16 protein-coding genes are annotated in these 18,634 nt (G+C 30.3%); 13 read left to right on the top strand and 3 right to left on the bottom strand.

Going from position 1 to position 18,634, the window contains the following annotated elements; translation table 11 throughout:
* Positions 1-32 precede the first annotated feature (32 nt).
* Complete coding sequence (locus DY168_RS04200) at positions 33-1,865, top strand: ABC transporter ATP-binding protein (RefSeq protein WP_115640621.1); 1,833 nt, start codon at positions 33-35, stop codon at positions 1,863-1,865.
* 64 nt (positions 1,866-1,929) lie between these two features.
* Here DY168_RS04200 and DY168_RS04205 read toward each other — a convergent pair whose 3' ends face one another.
* From DY168_RS04205 to DY168_RS04215, 3 genes are all read right to left on the bottom strand, one after another.
* Positions 1,930-2,358 carry a C-GCAxxG-C-C family protein gene (locus DY168_RS04205; protein WP_115640622.1) on the bottom strand — a complete coding sequence of 143 codons (429 nt, stop codon included), beginning with the start codon at positions 2,356-2,358 and terminating at the stop codon, positions 1,930-1,932.
* Positions 2,359-2,405: 47 nt separating this feature from the next.
* A complete protein-coding gene (gene arsS / locus DY168_RS04210) occupies positions 2,406-3,389 on the bottom strand; it encodes an arsenosugar biosynthesis radical SAM (seleno)protein ArsS (protein ID WP_115640623.1) in 984 nt (327 codons plus the stop codon).
* Between the two features lie 95 nt (positions 3,390-3,484).
* Positions 3,485-3,817 (bottom strand): arsenosugar biosynthesis-associated peroxidase-like protein, encoded by a 333-nt coding sequence (locus DY168_RS04215; protein ID WP_115640624.1) that lies wholly within the window; start codon positions 3,815-3,817, stop codon positions 3,485-3,487.
* A 524-nt stretch (positions 3,818-4,341) separates the two neighbouring features.
* On the opposite strand from DY168_RS04215, the gene DY168_RS04220 reads away from it, so the two are divergent.
* From DY168_RS04220 to DY168_RS04275, 12 genes are all read left to right on the top strand, one after another.
* Complete coding sequence (locus DY168_RS04220) at positions 4,342-5,040, top strand: TIGR04282 family arsenosugar biosynthesis glycosyltransferase (protein ID WP_115640625.1); 699 nt, start codon at positions 4,342-4,344, stop codon at positions 5,038-5,040.
* A complete protein-coding gene (locus DY168_RS04225) occupies positions 5,027-6,037 on the top strand; it encodes an aminoglycoside phosphotransferase family protein (RefSeq protein WP_115640626.1) in 1,011 nt (336 codons plus the stop codon). Before DY168_RS04220 ends, DY168_RS04225 begins: the two co-directional genes overlap by 14 nt.
* A gap of 40 nt (positions 6,038-6,077) precedes the next feature.
* Positions 6,078-6,746, top strand: coding sequence for a TIGR04283 family arsenosugar biosynthesis glycosyltransferase (locus DY168_RS04230; protein WP_115640627.1), 669 nt, complete (start codon positions 6,078-6,080; stop codon positions 6,744-6,746).
* Positions 6,747-6,959: 213 nt separating this feature from the next.
* Positions 6,960-8,324 (top strand): Trk system potassium transporter TrkA, encoded by a 1,365-nt coding sequence (gene trkA, locus DY168_RS04235; protein ID WP_115640628.1) that lies wholly within the window; start codon positions 6,960-6,962, stop codon positions 8,322-8,324.
* 1 nt (position 8,325) lies between these two features.
* On the top strand, positions 8,326-9,768 hold the full coding sequence (locus DY168_RS04240; protein ID WP_115640629.1) for a TrkH family potassium uptake protein: 1,443 nt from the start codon (positions 8,326-8,328) through the stop codon (positions 9,766-9,768).
* 77 nt (positions 9,769-9,845) lie between these two features.
* Positions 9,846-10,895, top strand: coding sequence for an acyltransferase family protein (locus DY168_RS04245; protein ID WP_115640630.1), 1,050 nt, complete (start codon positions 9,846-9,848; stop codon positions 10,893-10,895).
* 146 nt (positions 10,896-11,041) lie between these two features.
* Positions 11,042-11,794 carry a DeoR/GlpR family DNA-binding transcription regulator gene (locus tag DY168_RS04250; RefSeq protein ID WP_115640631.1) on the top strand — a complete coding sequence of 251 codons (753 nt, stop codon included), beginning with the start codon at positions 11,042-11,044 and terminating at the stop codon, positions 11,792-11,794.
* The gene (gene pfkB / locus DY168_RS04255; protein WP_115640632.1) at positions 11,791-12,696 is read left to right on the top strand and encodes a 1-phosphofructokinase; all 906 of its coding nucleotides are present in this window, start codon (positions 11,791-11,793) and stop codon (positions 12,694-12,696) included. The genes DY168_RS04250 and pfkB overlap by 4 nt, the downstream gene beginning before the upstream one ends.
* A gap of 39 nt (positions 12,697-12,735) precedes the next feature.
* Positions 12,736-14,625, top strand: a complete 1,890-nt coding sequence (locus DY168_RS04260) for a PTS fructose transporter subunit IIABC (RefSeq protein ID WP_115640633.1) — start codon at positions 12,736-12,738, stop codon at positions 14,623-14,625.
* Between the two features lie 65 nt (positions 14,626-14,690).
* Positions 14,691-16,016: an MATE family efflux transporter gene (locus DY168_RS04265; RefSeq protein WP_115640634.1), complete on the top strand. Its 1,326-nt coding sequence runs from the start codon at positions 14,691-14,693 to the stop codon at positions 16,014-16,016.
* Positions 16,017-16,141: 125 nt separating this feature from the next.
* Positions 16,142-16,420 (top strand): DUF5412 family protein, encoded by a 279-nt coding sequence (locus DY168_RS04270; protein WP_115640635.1) that lies wholly within the window; start codon positions 16,142-16,144, stop codon positions 16,418-16,420.
* A gap of 357 nt (positions 16,421-16,777) precedes the next feature.
* A complete protein-coding gene (locus DY168_RS04275) occupies positions 16,778-18,436 on the top strand; it encodes a ribonuclease J (protein ID WP_207658373.1) in 1,659 nt (552 codons plus the stop codon).
* Positions 18,437-18,634 lie beyond the last annotated feature (198 nt).

Here is an 18,634-nt window from a genome sequence, read left to right on the forward strand (position 1 = left end):
AATTTATAAGAGAGTAAAAAGGGGATGATAAAATGGCTAGAATAGATGAAGATAAATCAACACAAAAGCTGGATATTGGGATTTGGAGGAGGTTTTTTAAGTATCTTCTTGAATTTAAAAAAGGACTTATATTTTTAGCATTTTTAATGGTAGGAGTAGCAGGGGTAGATGCCATAATGCCACTTCTTACAAGATATGCTATTGATAATTTTATTGTAGGTAAGAGTTTAGAGGGAATAAAGACCTTTGCTATAGTTTATTTTGTTATAGTTGTTTTTCAAGTTTTAAATATAAAACTATTTATAATGCAGGCAGGTAAAATTGAAACTCACCTTGCTTATCATATAAGGAATCTTGGATTCAAAAGACTTCAACAGTTGTCATTTTCTTATTATGATAATTCATCAGTAGGATGGCTTATGGCAAGGATGACGTCGGATGTAGCAAAGCTTAGTGAAATTATATCTTGGGGGCTTATAGATATGGTATGGGCTTTGGTTCTCATGGTATCGTTTATAGGAATAATGCTTTATAACAACGTAAAGCTAACCCTTATAAGTATGTGCGTTGTACCTCCATTATTTTTTATAGGAATGTACTTTCAAAAGAAAATATTAAAATCCTATAGAAGTGTAAGGAAATTAAACTCTCAGTTAACAGCAGATTTTAGTGAGGAGATATCTGGAGCTAAAACTACTAAAACTCTTGTTAGGGAGGAAGAAAACTTAAATGAATTTAAAGTGGATGCTAATAAAATGAGAAACTCCTCTGTAAGAGCAGCTGTGTTTTCTGCGTTATTTCTTCCTATTGTTTTATCTATGGGGAGTATAGGTACAGGATTTGCACTATGGTTTGGGGGTAATAGCGTTATAGCTGGAACCCTATCTTATGGTACCTTTGTAATGTTTATTGCTTATACTATACAGTTTTTTGACCCTGTAAGCCAGCTAGCTGGAACCCTTGCAGAACTAAAAAATGCACAGGCATCGGCAGAAAGAATAATATCTCTTATAGAAACAGAGCCTGATATATGGGATAGAGAAGATGTAATAGAAAAGTATGGAGATTTATTTGATGCAAAAAAAGGGAATTGGGAAAACATACATGGGGACATTGAATTTAAAAATGTATACTTTTCATATAAAAATGGAGAAAAGGTTTTGGAAAACTTTAATTTAAAGGTAAAGCAAGGAGAAACTATTGCCCTTGTTGGAGAAACCGGCTCAGGGAAAAGCACTATAGTAAATTTATTATGTAGATTTTATGAACCCACAAGTGGTGAAATATTAATTGATGGTAAAGATTATAGGGAAAGGTCTTTGTTGTGGCTACAGTCAAATATAGGTTATGTGCTTCAAAGTCCACACCTTTTTAGTGGAACTATTAAAGATAATATAATCTATGGAAAGCTTGAAGCTACAGATGAAGAAATTGAAAGAGCATCAAAACTTGTAAATGCTCATAACTTTATAATGAAGATGGAAAAAGGCTATGATTCAGAGGTTGGAGAAGGTGGAGGAAACCTTTCAACAGGAGAAAAACAACTTATATCCTTTGCAAGAGCAATAGTTGCAAATCCAGCACTCTTTGTACTAGACGAAGCTACCTCATCTATAGATACACAAACAGAAAGAATGATACAAAATGCTATAGAAAAGGTACTTTCAGATAGAACAAGTTTTGTGGTAGCTCATAGGCTTTCAACAATAGTATCAGCAGATAAGATTCTTGTTATAGGGAAAGGAAAGATAACTGAAGGCGGAACTCATAGGGAGCTTATAAAGAAAAAAGGTTACTACTATAATCTTTATACAAATCAGCTTCTTTTGGAAAAGGAAATGGAAAGCAAAACTGCAATTTCTTAAAGATTAAAAGAGTATTCACTTATAAAGAGTGAATACTCTTTTATTTCCACTGTTAGATTTTTAGTTATAGTGTGTTTTTTAAGACTACAATTGTAACTATTACAAGCTTTGGACACATATTCGGAATAAGATTTTTTTTAGTGATTATTTCCATTTCATCAGGGTTGCTTAAATCATAGCCTAAAATTTCTTTACACTTAAGAGAAGGATATTTTTGTAAAAACTTTGATTTAAATTCCATTGACTTTTCAATAGCTTTATTTTTCTCATCAGTTGCATGTGGCATATAGTGACCATACTTTAATCCAATTGCCATAAGTGCAGCTGTTACAGCACCACAGGTTTCAGCGCAAAACATTCCGCCACCAAAACAGGCAGTTACCTTTTTTGCTGTAACATCATCTAGATTAAGTTCATCTCTTATTTCACTTAAAACAATTTGAGAGCAGTCAAAGCCTTGACTAAAAAGAGTTAAAACTTCTGTTTCATTCATTTGTATAACCTCCATGGATAAATTTACGAATCTAAAAAATAACAGTATTAATTATCAGTTGATCCACCGCAACTAGATCCACTACCTGCGGTACAAGCATAACAATGGTTTTTAAACTTAATTTGCCTTTTATCAATCTTTTTACCTTTTAAATCTTCAATGGAGCTTATCCCATTTACTTTTAAATCTAGGGCTTGGTTAAAATCACAATCATAAAGTTGTCCATCCCAAGATATAGATAGTTGATTTCTACACATCATGGATTTAAGTGTGGAAGTATTAAAACTATTGTACAATCTTTTCATATAGCCTTTTGTATTATTGCTTTTTTCAAGGAATGATAAAAAGCGACCTACTGGGTTATTTGTAATAGTAAAAAGATTATTAAAATCAATATTATATTTATCTTTTAAATTCTTTTTATACTCATTTTCCATAGCCAGCTGTGGTGGAGGTAGAAAAGCACCACTAGGATTATAAACTAAATTTAATATTAGGTTATCCTTCATTCCATAGCCAAGGCTATTAAGCTTTTGTAGCATAGAAATAGAAGTATTAAATATACCATCACCACGTTGCTTATCTGTGTTCTTTTCAGTGTAGTAAGGTAATGAAGAAACAACTTCAACCTTATTTTTAGCATAAAATTCAGGTAAATCAGTGTAACCTTCTTTTGCTAAGATCACGAGGTTTGTACGAACAATAACCTTAGCATCTAAATTACAGGCTTCTTTAACAAGCCACTTAAGGTTTGGATTCATTTCAGGAGCACCACCGGTTATGTCAAGTATAGTAAAATTATTTTCTTTAAATACCTGTAAACAATCTTTCATAGTGGATAAACTCATCATTTCCTTACGGTTTGGTCCAGCTGATACATGACAATGCTTACATGAAAGATTACATAACCTTCCAATGTTTATTTGCATTATTTCTAGCTTGTCCTTTGTTAGAGAAAAATCTTTATTATCTACTTTAGTTGAGAATTCGGGAATTTCATTTATTTCATCACATAAATTTTCACTTCTCATAAAACTTCACTTCTTTCATAAAACCTTATTTTAAACTTTTAACAATATTATTTAAGATACTAAGATTTTAATAACTTAAAGTTAAATCATCATATTTAAAACTCTAAATTTTTAGCAATATTTTTCATTTGTATGCCATGAACAAGGGTAGCACCACCACGGATTGCTGCTGCCACATGAATAGCCTCTGTCATTTGTTCTTGATCAACTCCCTTTTCAAGGCAACCTTCAGTATAGGAATCAATACAATATGGGCATTGTATGGCGTGTGATACTGCAAGAGCTATAAGCGATTTTTCTCTGGCTGTTAATGCACCTTCTGCAAAGACCTCTCCGTAATATGACATGAATTTTTCCCATAAACCAGGAGCATTTTCACCTATGGTTCCGAATTTTGCTAAATCATCTGGATTGTAGTAAGTATTCATTTTAATCTCTCCTTAATATGTAATATTATTTTTATTGTAGCTTGTGTGATATTATAAAAAGTTTTAAAAATATTATCATGAATATTTTTAAATTGAAAAGATTTGAATATATAATCGTAATTGTTATGATTATATGAATTATTTTAACATATTAAAATGATTAAAACGTAGAATAACTTACATATTGTGATGGTATAGGAAATTTAAATAAGTAATTAATATTTATCAGTTTTATCTATTTGATATAATCTATAAATTAGGATATATTTAAACGGATATTAGATATTTTCAGTGTGTAAGGAAATTTTGTGCTAACTTTTATCCGATGGCTACCATTCGTAACACTCATATCTCTTCAAGGTGGGGGATGACAGCTGCTACGCCCCTGGATAAGTTATTCTAAGAATATGTATTCATTATAAGCAAACTACACCTGAGTCTAAGAATCACTTGATATAAGGATTATCATTTAAGATTCATGCTGAATTCTATTTTTTATTGAATTTTTGTAAGGGTGGGGAACTATGAAGGAAGCTGTTATAATTTTTACAAGAGTGCCATTACCAGGAGAAACAAAAACTAGATTAGAAGATACTTTAACAAAAAATCAATGTGCAAAGCTTCATGAATGTTTTTTAAAAGATATCTATTCTATCTTAAAAGATATTAAAAAAGATATATTTATTTTTTATACTCCAATAGGTAAAGAGGAATTACTGAAAAATATTTTAGGTGAGGGAATTAATTCTTATCCTCAAAGAGGAAATAATCTTGGAGAAAGAATGTACAATGCTATTTCACTGATTTTACAAATGGGTTATAAATCATGTTTGTTAATAGGATCAGATATTCCAGAGATAAAAAAAGAATATTTAGAAGAGGGTTTTCACTTGTTAGAAAACAATAATATTGTACTAGGGCCTACAATTGATGGTGGGTACTATATGGTTGGAATGAAAAAACCACATAAGGAAGTATTTGAAAAGATAACTTACGGACAGGGAAATGTAATAGAAAATACTTTAAATAAGGCTAGAGCATCTTTGCTTAAATGTGGAATTGCAAAGACTTGTGCTGATATAGATACTGGAGAGGATCTTAAGGTATTAATAAGTAAAATTTACAATAAGGAAGAGCTATTTTGTTATAATACAATAGATTTTTTAAAGGACTTTAAATTAAATGGGGAAGATTGTGAGGAAATAACTTATGATAGAGCTTAAAGATTTAGAAAGATATGCAAAAGAAAGTTTACTTAAAACTGAGTTGAAAATTCCAAAAGAAAGTGAGATAGTATTTTCTGTTTTAGGAAAAGGAGAATATAATATAAATTATTTATTTTCACATCCTTTTACAGGAGAAAAACTTGTGCTACGTCTGAATACTAAAAGTCAAATACATCTAGATAATCAAATCGAGTATGAGTACAAAACACTAGAATTACTAGAAAAAAGTAAGAGAACGCCTAAACCTTTATATGTAGATTCAACTCGCAGTATCCTACCTTATGGAATCTTAGTAATGGAGTATCTACCTGGTAGAGCTCTTAGTTATAGCACTGATTTAGAAATTGCTGCAAGGTGTTTAGGGGATATTCATAGTATTAATTTACCTATAAATAATCATTTAATTAAACCAAAAGACCCCCTAGTAGCAATTGTTGATGAATGTATTGAAATGTCTTTAGTATATCTAAAATCAAATCTTGCAGATCATAATGTTAAGGAGATAATATTAAACATTACTGAAAAGGCAAAGGATCTTGTATTAAAAAGAAATTTACCTGTAACTAGGAGATGTCTAATTAATACAGAATTAAATTCAGGTAATTTTTTAATAAATGGCGAGAGGAAGGGTAATTACATAATTGATTGGGAAAAGCCAATTTTAGGAGAGCCAGAACAAGATTTAGGTCATTTTCTTGCACCCACAACTACATTTTGGAAAACAGATGTGATTTTAACAAGAGAAGAAATAGATTTTTTTGTTAAGGCATATATAAATAGGGTATCAGATAATTTCGATACAGAATATATTGAAGAAAAATTAAATTACTACTTGGCTATTACATGTTTAAGGGGTATAACTTGGTGTTCTATGGCTTTTATAGAATATCAAAATCCGGATAAACTTATTAGAAATGAATTTACATATAATAAAATTAAAAAATATTTAGAAATAGATTTTTTAAATAACATAATGAAGAGTTATTTCATTTAAATTTAAACAAATATTTAGAAGAATAAGCTGAGGTGGTAAAATGAAGTTATCTATAATTATTCCAATTTTTAATGAAATTGATAAAATTGAAATGCTGCTCTCTAATATTGCTAATATAAAGGGAGATTTTGAAGTTTTATTTGCTGATGGTGGAAGTGAAGATGGCACCCTCTTGGCTATTGGAAAAAGATATAGGATAATACACTCTGAAAAAGGAAGAGCTATACAAATGAACACAGCAGCAAAACAAAGTAGTGGAGATGTACTTCTTTTTTTGCATTGCGATAGCCTTTTACCAGAAGATGCCCTTACTGAAATTGAAGGTATATTAGACAAAGGGTTTGATGTTGGGTGCTTTAGACTTAGATTTAATTCAAATCATATTTTAATGAAGTGTTGCGGGGTTTTATCAAACCTTCGTGTTAAATATAGACATATTGCCTTTGGAGATCAAGGGATATTTTTAAAAAGAGAAGTTTTTGAAAAAGTAGGTGGATTTGAAGATTTACCACTTATGGAGGATTATAAGCTCTCTATGATTTTAAAGGGTAGATACAAAATTGGACAAACAAATGGGAAAATTATTACATCGGATAGAAGATTTATAGAAGGTGGAATTTTATCTACTATGTTGAAGATGCAAAGGCTACAATATATGTTTCGTAAAGGTGTGGATATAAATATTATTGCTTCAATGTATAGGCATTAAGTCTTAGAAGTCATAAAATGGTTTATGGCTTTTTATTATTGAAAGATTAAAAGAAGCCAGAAAATGTGTGGATATAAGCTGATTAATAGTGGGTATTTGTTCCTAAAGATATATACTACGTCTACATGGTAGTCATAGGATAAAAATTGTACTATAATATGAGTATTGTAGAATAAGTCACATTTTATTCATGAAAGGGTAGGTAAAGATAAAATGTATATTATAATTGTAGGAGCTGGGAAGGTTGGATATACTTTAGCTAAACATTTATCTGAAGAGGGAAATGATGTTATGGTTATTGATAAGAATCCCGAAGTGCTTAAAAAGGCTACTGATAGTCTTGATGTAATGTGTATAAAAGGTAATGGTACAAGAGTGAATGTACTTAAAGAATCTGAGGTGGAAAGAGCAGACGTAATCATTGCAGTTACTGATAGTGATGAGAGGAATGCTCTTTGTTCTTTAGCTGCAAAGAGGCTAGGTGCAAAACATACTATTGCAAGAATTAGAGATCCTGAGTATGCAGAGGAACTTTCAATGTTAAAAGATGAGCTTGGTATTGAAATGATTATAAACCCAGAAAAGGAAGCTGCAATGGAAATTGCACAGCTTATAAAGTTCCCATCTGTATCTAGTATAGAAACCTTTGCAAATGGCATGGCTGACTTAGTTAGTTTTAGACTTTTAAAGGGTGATTCTATTGTAAATAAAGCTATATATGATATAAATTTAAAAAGGTGTTCTGTGCTATTTTGTGCAGTAGAAAGAAATGATAAGGTGTTAATACCTACAGGTGATTTTGTACTTAAAGCTAATGATAAAGTTTATGTTATAGGAGATCATACTAATATAACATCATTCTTACAACACCTTGGTAAGTATCAAAAGAAAGTTAAAAATGTAATGATAATAGGTGGAGGTAGGATAAGTTACTATCTTGTGAAATTAATTAATAAAGTTGGAGCAAAAATAAAGATAATAGAAAAAGATTATAATAAATGTGAAGAATTAAATGAATTAATACCAGAGGCTATTATAATCCATGGTGATGGAACTGAAGAAGAGCTATTAGAATCTGAAAATTTAAACGAAACGGATGTATTTATAGCTTTAACTGATAGGGACGAAGAAAATATAGTGTCATCTCTTTTTGCTTTAAATGCAAGGGTACATAATGTAATAACCAAGGTAACACGTGTAAATTATAGCAATATAGTTAAAAAGGTTGGAGTTGAAAGTGTTATAAGTCCTAAAATGATTACGGCCAATAAAATAATAAAATATGTAAGAGGACTTAAAAGTAAAGATGGAAACTTTATTGAAAATTTATATAAGATAGTAGGGGAAAAAGCTGAAGCTTTAGAATTCGTAGCAAGTAGTAATACTAGGTGCAAAAATGTTCCTTTAAAAGATATAAAGATTAAAAAGGGTGTATTAATTGCGGCTATAGTTAGAAATCATAAGATAATAATTCCTGGAGGAAATGATATTATTAAAGTTAATGACAGTGTAATTATAGTAACAGAAAGACATAATGTAATGGGAATAAACGATATACTCCTTGAGGGAGGACTCTAATATGAACTACCTAATGGTACTAAAGGTACTTGGAAATGTTATAAAATATGAAGCATTGGTTATGATATTGCCACTTATTGTGTCCGTATATTACGGTGGTGGTGATACTAATAGTTTTATTGTAACTATTATAATAATGTTAGTTATGGGTATATTTATGTCTTCAATAAATCCTAAGAAAAAAGGATTTTATGCTAAGGATGGATTTTTAGCTGTTGCTATATGTTGGGTTGCTATATCCATTTTTGGAGCCCTTCCATTTTATATAAGCGGATCAATACCTTCCTTTGTGGACTGTATATTTGAGACAGTATCAGGATTTACCACTACAGGTGCAACTATTTTACAAGAGGTGGAATCTCTTCCTAAAGGTATTTTATTTTGGCGGAGTTTTACACATTGGATAGGTGGTATGGGGATTTTGATATTTACCTTAGCACTTATGCCATCTATTGGGGGAAATACTATACATTTATTAAGGGCGGAAAGTCCAGGTCCATCTCCAGGTAAGGTTGTTCCTAGGATAAAACAGACTGCTAAGATAATGTATTTAATATATCTTGTTATGACAATAATTCAAATAGTATTACTTTTATTTGCAGGCCTCAATTTTTATGATGCTTTAGTTCATGCATTTGGTACAGCAGGTACAGGAGGATTTTCTAATATGAATAGCAGCGTTGGTGCTTATGATAATGTTTATGTGGAAGTTATTATAACTATATTTATGTTGCTTTTTGGAGTTAATTTCACGGTATATTTTCATCTTATTACAGGAAATATAAAGCAAGCTTTTAAAAATGAAGAGGTAAAGTATTATTTTTTAATAGTATTTGCTGCTATGATTATAATAGCCTTTAATATTAAAGGATTAAATGGGGATTCTTTATTGACATCTTTTAGGCAGTCTTCATTTCAAGTTGCGTCAATTGTTACAACTACAGGTTATGCTACAACAAACTTTGATCTTTGGCCCACGCTTAGTAAGTCCATTTTAGCACTACTAATGCTTACAGGATGTTGCGCAGGGTCTACTGGTGGGGGAATTAAAACTGTGCGTATAGTGCTTTTATTTAAGGCTATAAAGCGGGATATAAATAAAATAATTCACCCAAGGATAGTTAATTCAGTAAAGCTTGATGGCAAAGTAGTTGATGATAAAGTCATATCAGAGGTAGGAATATTTATATTTGCCTACATGGCAATTATTGTAATAGCGTTGATGATTGTATCTATAGACGGAATGGATCTTGAGAGCACAGTTACATCAGTGTTTGCAACTATGGGTAACATAGGACCAGGATTTAAAGTGGTAGGACCTATAGGTAACTTTAGTAGCTTTTCACCACTTAGCAAAATAGTCTTTTCATTTTGTATGTTAGCGGGAAGACTTGAAATATATCCAATGTTACTTATACTAAGACCATCTATGTGGAAGAGTTAGTTATAATATTATTCACTAAAAGGTTAATATTCTTTTGTAAAAATAAATACTAATAATAAATATTTAGAGGTGAAGGAATGGGAAAAGTATGTCATGTAAATGATGAAAGTTTTTTCTTAAGCAAAACTAATACAGATCAATTAAAAGGTGTAGCTATATTACTTGTTATATTAGGCCATATGGGCATTATAAGCTATGCCGGTGCATATGGGGTTGGCATATTTTTGGTGCTATCTGGGTTTGGATTAACTCAGTCATATTTGAAAAGTGGTACCGAAAACTTTATTAGAAAGAGAATTAATAAGATAATAATTCCTTACATGATAATAACCTTAATTTGGTTTGCTATTGAAAAGTTAAGGTTTGGTACATCGTATTCAGTCAAGCATACAATTAAAACTTTAATTGGACTAAATGCTCAATCTCCATTAGATGCAAGTATGTGGTATGTTACATTTTTGATTTATTGGTATATAGCATTTTATCTAATATTTAGTTTGCCACAAAGAAACTTTATTAAAGTTATTTCAATTTTTGTAACATCTTATTTGATTTATAAACATGCATTTTTATTTACAAGCGCAACAGGGGTGTCTTTATATGTAATAGAATTTCCTATTGGGGTTTTGATTGGGATTTTGTATGATAAGTTTAAAGGGTATAAAGCTAAACATTATAAGATGATTCTATGTATAGTATGCATAATTTCTGGCTTATTATTTAAATATTATTTTAAGTACATACTAGAGGGTGGTTATTCTAAGTCAATATTTTTTTGTACAGTGTTCACTATAACATTCATAGGTTTAATGTCTTATTATAAAAACCTTTTTATAAATATATTCTTAAATGGTTTCAAAGAAATTGGACAAGTATCTTATGAAATGTATCTTTTAGAGTATGTATTTTTAACAAAGTACTTTAAGATATTTAAATTTATAAATAATGATTTTTTGAGATGTATATCTTTTATAATTACGATGATAGTATTAGGAAAATTGATGAAAGCATTGATAAATTACATAAAAGTATTAATTGATTATATGATTAATTTATTCACTAAAAGGTTAAAGAAATTTAAAATAATAAAAAGTATAGGTTTTAATATATTTAAATTTACAAAGTAAAATAAAAAAGACATCATAAAAGGTGTCTTTTTTGTGGTTAAATATGAACGAATTCAAAATTATATAAATGATTATGAACTATTTTGAATGAAAGTGATTGATTTATTTTTATGATAGATGTAATATGTAATTAGGAAGTGATAGAGATGTTAACAGAAGAAAGATATGAATTTATTCTTGAAGAATTAAAGAATAACTCTGTGGTTCATGTTAGTGATTTAGTTATAAAATTAAATGCATCTGAGTCCACAATTAGAAGGGATTTAAATGCACTTCATAAAGAGGGGAAATTAAATAAGGTTCATGGAGGTGCAATGGTCTTAGATAAGGATATTAATACTAGGGAAGATAAGGTTGTTGTAAGGCAAGGGCTCAAAACTAATGAAAAGCTTCAAATAGCAAAATATGCAGCATCACTTATAAAGCCCTATGATTTTGTTTATTTAGATGCAGGAACTACTACAGAACTTATGATAGATTTTATAAAGGAAAAAGAAGCTATATTCGTGACAAATGCTATAGCTCATGCTAAAAGGCTTATTCAAAATGATCTTAAAACTTATATTTTGGGTGGAGAAGTAAAGGGTATCACAGAGGCCATAGTTGGCATTGAAGCAATTAGTAGTCTAAAGAAATATAATTTTACTAAAGGCTTTTTTGGTGTTAATGGTATATCGATTAAAAGGGGTTATACAACGCCTGATATTAAAGAAGCGTCAGTTAAAGAAGAGGCTTTAAATAGAGCTAGAACAGCATATATACTAGCTGATGATTCTAAATTTGACGAAATCAGTTCTGTAACTTTTGCAAATATTTCAAAGGCAAGTATAATTACAACTAAACTCTTAGATAATAAGTATAAAGGGTTAACAGAAATATTGGAGGTGACTATAAAGTGATTTATACTATTACTTTTAATCCAGCTTTAGATTATATAGTTAGGGTTGATGACTTTAATCTTGGAGGTGTGAATAGAACATCTTATGAAGAAGTTTATGCAGGTGGTAAGGGCATTAATGTGTCTACTGTTTTAAATAATTTAGAAATTGAAAGTGTAGCTCTTGGATGTATAGCTGGATTTACTGGTGACGAGATAGAGAGAAGGGTGAAATCAAAGGGTGTTCATACAGATTTTATTAAATTAAATAATGGTATGTCAAGAATAAATGTAAAGCTTAAATCTAAGGAAGAATCAGAGATAAATGGGAGAGGTCCTTATATAAGCAAAGAAGAACTTAATGAATTGTTCAGTAAGCTAGAAGCTATTAAAGAAGGAGACTTTTTGGTTCTTGCAGGAAGTATACCAAATACTCTTCCAAAAAACATTTATGAAACTATAATGGAAAGACTTAATTTGAAGAAAGTAAAATTTATAGTAGATGCAACAGGAGAACTTTTATTAAATGTATTAAAGTATAAGCCATTTTTGATTAAACCAAACCATCATGAACTTTCAGAGTTATTTAATATAGAGATCAAAGAGGATGATAAAATAATATATTATGCAAAAAAGCTTCAAGAAATGGGAGCAGAAAATGTACTTGTGTCTAGAGCATCAAAGGGAGCAATATTCATAAAGTCTAATGGAGAAGTTATGAAAAGTGTTGCACCTAAAGGAGAAGTGAAAAATTCAGTAGGGGCTGGAGATTCTATGGTGGCAGGATTTATAGCGGGATATTTAAAAAATAAAGACCTAGAGGAAGCTTTCAAAATGGGAGTGGCAACAGGCAGTGCTAGCGCATTTTCAGAAGATCTTGCTAAAAAAGAATTAATAGAAAAATTATTAAATGAGATTATATAAAAAGTATATATAAAAGTATATATAAAAGGAGGGTAACAAATGAAAATTATTGATTTATTAAATATAAATGGTATAGAATTAAACCCTATAATAAAAACCAAAAGTGAAGCTATAAGTAGATTAGTAGATTTAATGGATAGCAAAGGGGTTTTATTAAATAAAGAAGAGTACAAAAGTGAAGTGTTAAAAAGGGAAGAGCTTAGTACTACCGGTATCGGAGAAGGTATTGCAATACCACATGCTAAAACAAAGGCAGTTAAAAAAGCTGGACTTAGTGCTATGGTTATTAAAGAAGGGTTAGATTATGATAGCTTGGATGGAGAAAAAGCAAAATTATTTTTCATGATAGCTGCTCCAGAAGGAGAAAATAATATTCATTTAGAAGTTCTTTCAAGGCTTTCTACTATTTTAATGGATGAAGATTTTAGAAATAGTTTAATAGATGCAAAGGATAAAGAAGAATTTTTAAGACTAATAGATTTTAAAGAAAATAACAAAATAACTCAAGAAAAGGACAAGGAAAAAGATAAATTAGAACAAAAAGACGGATATAGAGTATTAGCTGTTACAGCTTGCCCAACTGGTATTGCCCATACATTTATGGCAGCGGAAAGTTTAGAAAATAAGGGTAAAGATATGGATGTATCTATAAAAGTTGAAACGAATGGAGCTGGCGGAGCAAAGAATATTCTAACTAAAGATGAAATAGAAAAGGCTGAATGTATAATAATAGCAGCAGACAAAAATGTTGAAATGGCTAGATTTGATGGTAAAAGAGTTATTCAAACTAGAGTTTCAAATGGTATACACAAACCACAGGAACTGATAAGTGAGGCCATAAGTTTGAATGTTCCTATTTATCATCATGGTAGTAAAGGTAAAAATGAAGAAAGTGTAATAGAAAAAGAAGGTATAGGTCGTGAGATATATAAACATTTAATGAATGGTGTTTCTCACATGTTACCTTTTGTTATAGGTGGAGGTATATTAATAGCATTAGCTTTCTTATTTGATGATTATAGTATAGATCCATCAAGTTTTGGATCTAATACACCGTTTGCAGAATTCCTAATGAAGGTAGGTAGTACTTCCTTTGGGTTTATGCTCCCAGTTTTAGCTGGATATATTGCTATGAGCATTGGTGATAGGCCAGCTTTAGCAGTAGGATTTGTTGGTGGGATGCTTGCAAATGAAGGTGGGTCAGGTTTCCTTGGAGCGCTTTTAGCAGGTTTTATAGCAGGGTATTTAGTAGTAGCATTAAAAAAGGTATTTTCCAAACTTCCAAGTAGCTTAGAAGGGATCAAACCAGTACTTATTTATCCTTTACTTGGCATTTTACTAATAGGAGTAATAATTGTATATGGAATTAATCCTCCACTGTCAGCATTAAATAATGGAATAACAACTATCTTGAATAACATGGGAGAAAGCAGTAAGATAGTTCTAGGAGCAGTTTTAGGTGGGATGATGGCTATAGATATGGGGGGCCCTATAAATAAGGCAGCTTATGTATTTGGAACAGCTTCTCTTGCCAATAACCAATTTCACTTTATGGCTGCAGTGATGATTGGAGGAATGGTGCCTCCACTGTCAATAGCTTTATGTACAACTTTCTTTAAAGATAGATTTACAAAAAAAGAAAGACAATCAGGTTTGGTAAATTATATAATGGGTTTATCATTTATAACAGAAGGAGCTATTCCTTTTGCAGCAGCAGATCCTTTAAGAGTAATTCCAGCTTGTGTAATTGGATCAGCAACAGCGGGAGCTTTATCTATGGCTTTTGGGTGTGCTTTAAGAGCTCCACATGGTGGGATATTTGTATTACCTGTTATATCTAATCCACTTGGATACTTTATATCCTTGGTTGTAGGTTCAGTTATAGGTATGATAGCTATGGCTATGTTAAAGAAAAAGATAATAGAATAAAAAAATAAAAAGTTGTTTAAAAAAGTGGCATATTAATCTGCCACTTTTTTTATGGAGGACAAGGAATGAAACAAAAGGCGGATGTTTTACAAGATGATATATTTAAACTTTTCTTAAGATATTTAGGTGCAAGCATTGCATCTACATTCATGTCATCTATGTATATTTTATTTGATACTATATTTATAGGAAGAGGAATAGGGAGCGAAGGACTTGCAGCTCTTAATATTGCATTACCTGTTTACAATGTAATATTTGCATTAGGGCTACTTTCAGGAGTGGGTGGAGCCACTGTTATGGCTATAAATATAGGACGGAAAAAGTTCCATGTGGTAAATAAAATATTCACTCAATCTATGATAATGGCAATAGTATTTGGAGCGCTAATTACTATTTTAGGAAGTGTTTTTATAGACAACCTATGTATATTTCTAGGTGCTACAAAAAGCAATTTTAATTTGGTTAAAGATTATTTAAGTATAATTATAATGTTTAATTTCTCTTTTTTAATAGTAAATGCTTTGTCGGTATTCATAAGAAATGATAACTCACCAAAGCTTGCTATGTGGAGTAGTATTATTGGAACAATTATTAATATAGTTTTAGATGCACTATTTGTTTTAGTATTACACTTAGGTATGAGGGGAGCAGCACTTGCTACTATTTCTGGATCTATTACAAGTTTATTTATATTAATATATTTCCACTTTATAAAAGGTAAAGGTAACTTGAAGTTTGTAAAGACAAAGCTTGAAACACATACATTTAAAAGAATATTAAAAAATGGAGCTCCAAGCTTTATAATAGAAATTTCTTCTGGAATAGTAATATTTGCTTTTAACATAGTGTTAGAAGATATAACGGGAACTATAGGAATATCAGCATACAGCATAATTGCAAACATATCATTAATGTGTGTAGCTATATTTACAGGTATTTGCCAGGCTAGCCAGCCTATAATAAGTACAAACTATGGAGCAAATCAAATTGATAGAGTTAATAAGGTTTTAAAGATGGCAATAACCTTTGCATTATTTGTTGGGGTATCATTTTTTGCAGTTGGAATGTCTTTCCCAAGACAAATCGTAGGGCTTTTTAATAAAGAAAATTTAGAACTTATGGAGATTACATCAAAGGGAATACAGCTTTATTTTGTAGCATTTATAATTATGGGAGTAAATATAGTTATGGGAAGTTACTTTCAAGCTATTGAGTACTCTATGATAGCTACAATTACATCTCTTCTTAGAGGGGTAGTATTTATATTACTAGGATTATTTATTTTACCTAATATATTTGCATTAAATGGAGTATGGCTTACAGTACCCTTTGCAGAATACTTAGCCTTAATTTTGACACTTGTATTTTATAAAGAATCAAAGGAAAAATAGAAGTTATTCAAAAAAATAATTCTTTCATTATTATAAAAAGATTTAATCTGACCCTCATCAAAATTCAATTAGAGAAGAAGCATTAAAAAAATATGCTCCAAGCTTAAAATAGACTATTGGATAATATGAGTAATTTACCAACTGGCGAATATTTGAGTAGTTCAACATCTCCAAATGGAAGATATGTTATTAGGACATATCTTTGTAATGGAGGTGCAACGGTATATTATGAAGTGAGAGGTGAATTAATAATAAATAATAAAAATAAGAAGGTAAAAAATATTTACTGGGAATATAAAATTAATGTTTCTGAAATTACTTTTGATAATGATGATACTGTTATAATTAATGGTTATAATATAAACTTACCTAACGGCAAATATGATTGGAGAGTAGGCAAATAGCTTATAATAATTTGAGGGATCAGAGGGGTGAAAATTAAAACACTGTTGAATTATTATAAATTTGGTGTATAAAAGATGATTTAATGTTAAAATGAAATTATAATGTATGAAAAAATCATATATTGTATTAAATATAGCTTATAATATTTGTTATAAGAATAAATATTGAAATTAATTATAGAAATTTATATAAAACATTTATATATACTTAAAGGTAGTGAAATAAATTACTTTATGAAAAGATATTGTATTTTAAAGGTTTTGAAAATTTAAAGCAAAAAGAATTAATTTGAACATTATAAGGAAAGATAATAGAAAGATACTATCCTTATAGAGAAACGGAGGGAATTAATAATAATGGAAAACAGTGTAAAAGTCATCCCATTAGGCGGACTTGGAGAAATAGGGAAAAATATAACGGCAATTGAGTACAAAGATGAGATAATGGTTATAGATTGTGGAGTATCTTTCCCAGATGAAGATATGTATGGAGTGGATTTAGTCATTCCAGATGTAAAATATTTAGTGGATAATTCTGAAAAGGTAAAGGGTATATTTTTAACTCATGGACATGAAGATCATATTGGAGCATTACCTTACATTTTAAAACAAATAAACGTACCAGTTTACGGTACAAATTTAACTTTGGGCATAGTTAAAAACAAATTAAAAGAACACAATATACTTTCAGATTGTGAACTTCATGTAGTGGAAGCTGGAGACATAGTTGAATTACAAAATTTAAAAGTAGAATTTATTAGAAATACTCACAGTATAGCAGATTCTTGTTGTATAGCAGTTCATACGCCAGTTGGAGTAATATTCCACACTGGAGATTTTAAAATAGACTTTACACCCATAGATGGCTTGGTTATGGACTTAGAACGTATTTCTGCCTTAGGTAAGCAAGGAGTGTTATTGCTTTTGGCTGATAGTACTAATGTGGAACGTGCAGGTCACACCATTTCAGAAAAGGCAATAGGTGATACATTAACTAGAATATTGTCTAATGCTAAGGGAAGAGTTATAGTAGCAACCTTTGCTTCAAACATACACAGGATGCAGCAGATAGTAAATGCATCTATTAAATTTGGTAGAAAAGTAGCTTTTAGTGGAAGAAGTATGGAAAACATTTCAGAACTTGCTATGGATCTTGGATATTTACACATACCAGAAGGTCAAGTAATAACTTTAGATCAAATGAAAAAGTATCCTAATGAGCAAGTAACAATAATAACTACGGGAAGCCAAGGAGAACCTATGGCAGCTCTTACTAGAATAGCTTTTGGTACTCATAGAAAGATTGAAATTGAACCAAAAGATTTATTTATTATTTCAGCTTCACCTATTCCTGGGAATGTTAAAATGATAAATAAAGTTATAAATCAACTATTTAAAAAGGGTGCTGGGGTAATTTACGAAGATTTAGAAGAGGTACATGTATCGGGTCATGCATATAGAGATGAACTAAAATTAATTCATGCTTTAATTAAACCTAAGTACTTTATGCCTGTACACGGTGAATATAGACATTTAAGACATCATACAAAGCTAGCTCAAGGTCTTGGTATGGATGAGAAAAACACATTTATTTTAGAAACAGGAGAAGTTTTAGAGGTTTCTAAAAAAGAGGCTAAGATGTCAGGAAAGGTACACACAGGGTCTGTATTTGTAGATGGGCTTGGAGTTGGAGATGTAGGTAATGTAGTTCTTAGAGATAGAAAGTATTTATCACAAGATGGTATGCTTACAATAGTTGTAACTATAGAAAAAGAATCCTTTAGTATAATTGCAGGTCCAGATATAATAACAAGAGGATTTGTATATGTAAAGGAATCTGATGCTTTAATTAGTGAAGCCAAAGAAATTGCTAGAAGAGAACTTGAACATTGCCTTGATAATAAGGTAGTAGAGTGGTATATACTAAAAGTAAATATGAAAAAGGCTGTAGAAAAGTTTTTATATGAAAAGACAAAAAGAAGACCGATAATTTTACCTATTATTATGGAAATATAGAAACTTAAAAATTTAATTTAATTCAAGTAAACCCCATCAAATTAATTTGGTGGGGTTTTGTTAAGAAGGTACTTCTTGATGCTTGATAATTAATATATCTAAAAAGCTAGCTTAAAGGAGCAATAGGCATTTTTTAAAAGACATACTCATTTAAATGTTAGTAAACTCAGATTACCCCATAAAAGAGCTGGATACAAT

The organism is Clostridium putrefaciens (assembly GCF_900461105.1).
Lineage (GTDB): Bacteria > Bacillota > Clostridia > Clostridiales > Clostridiaceae > Clostridium_L > Clostridium_L putrefaciens.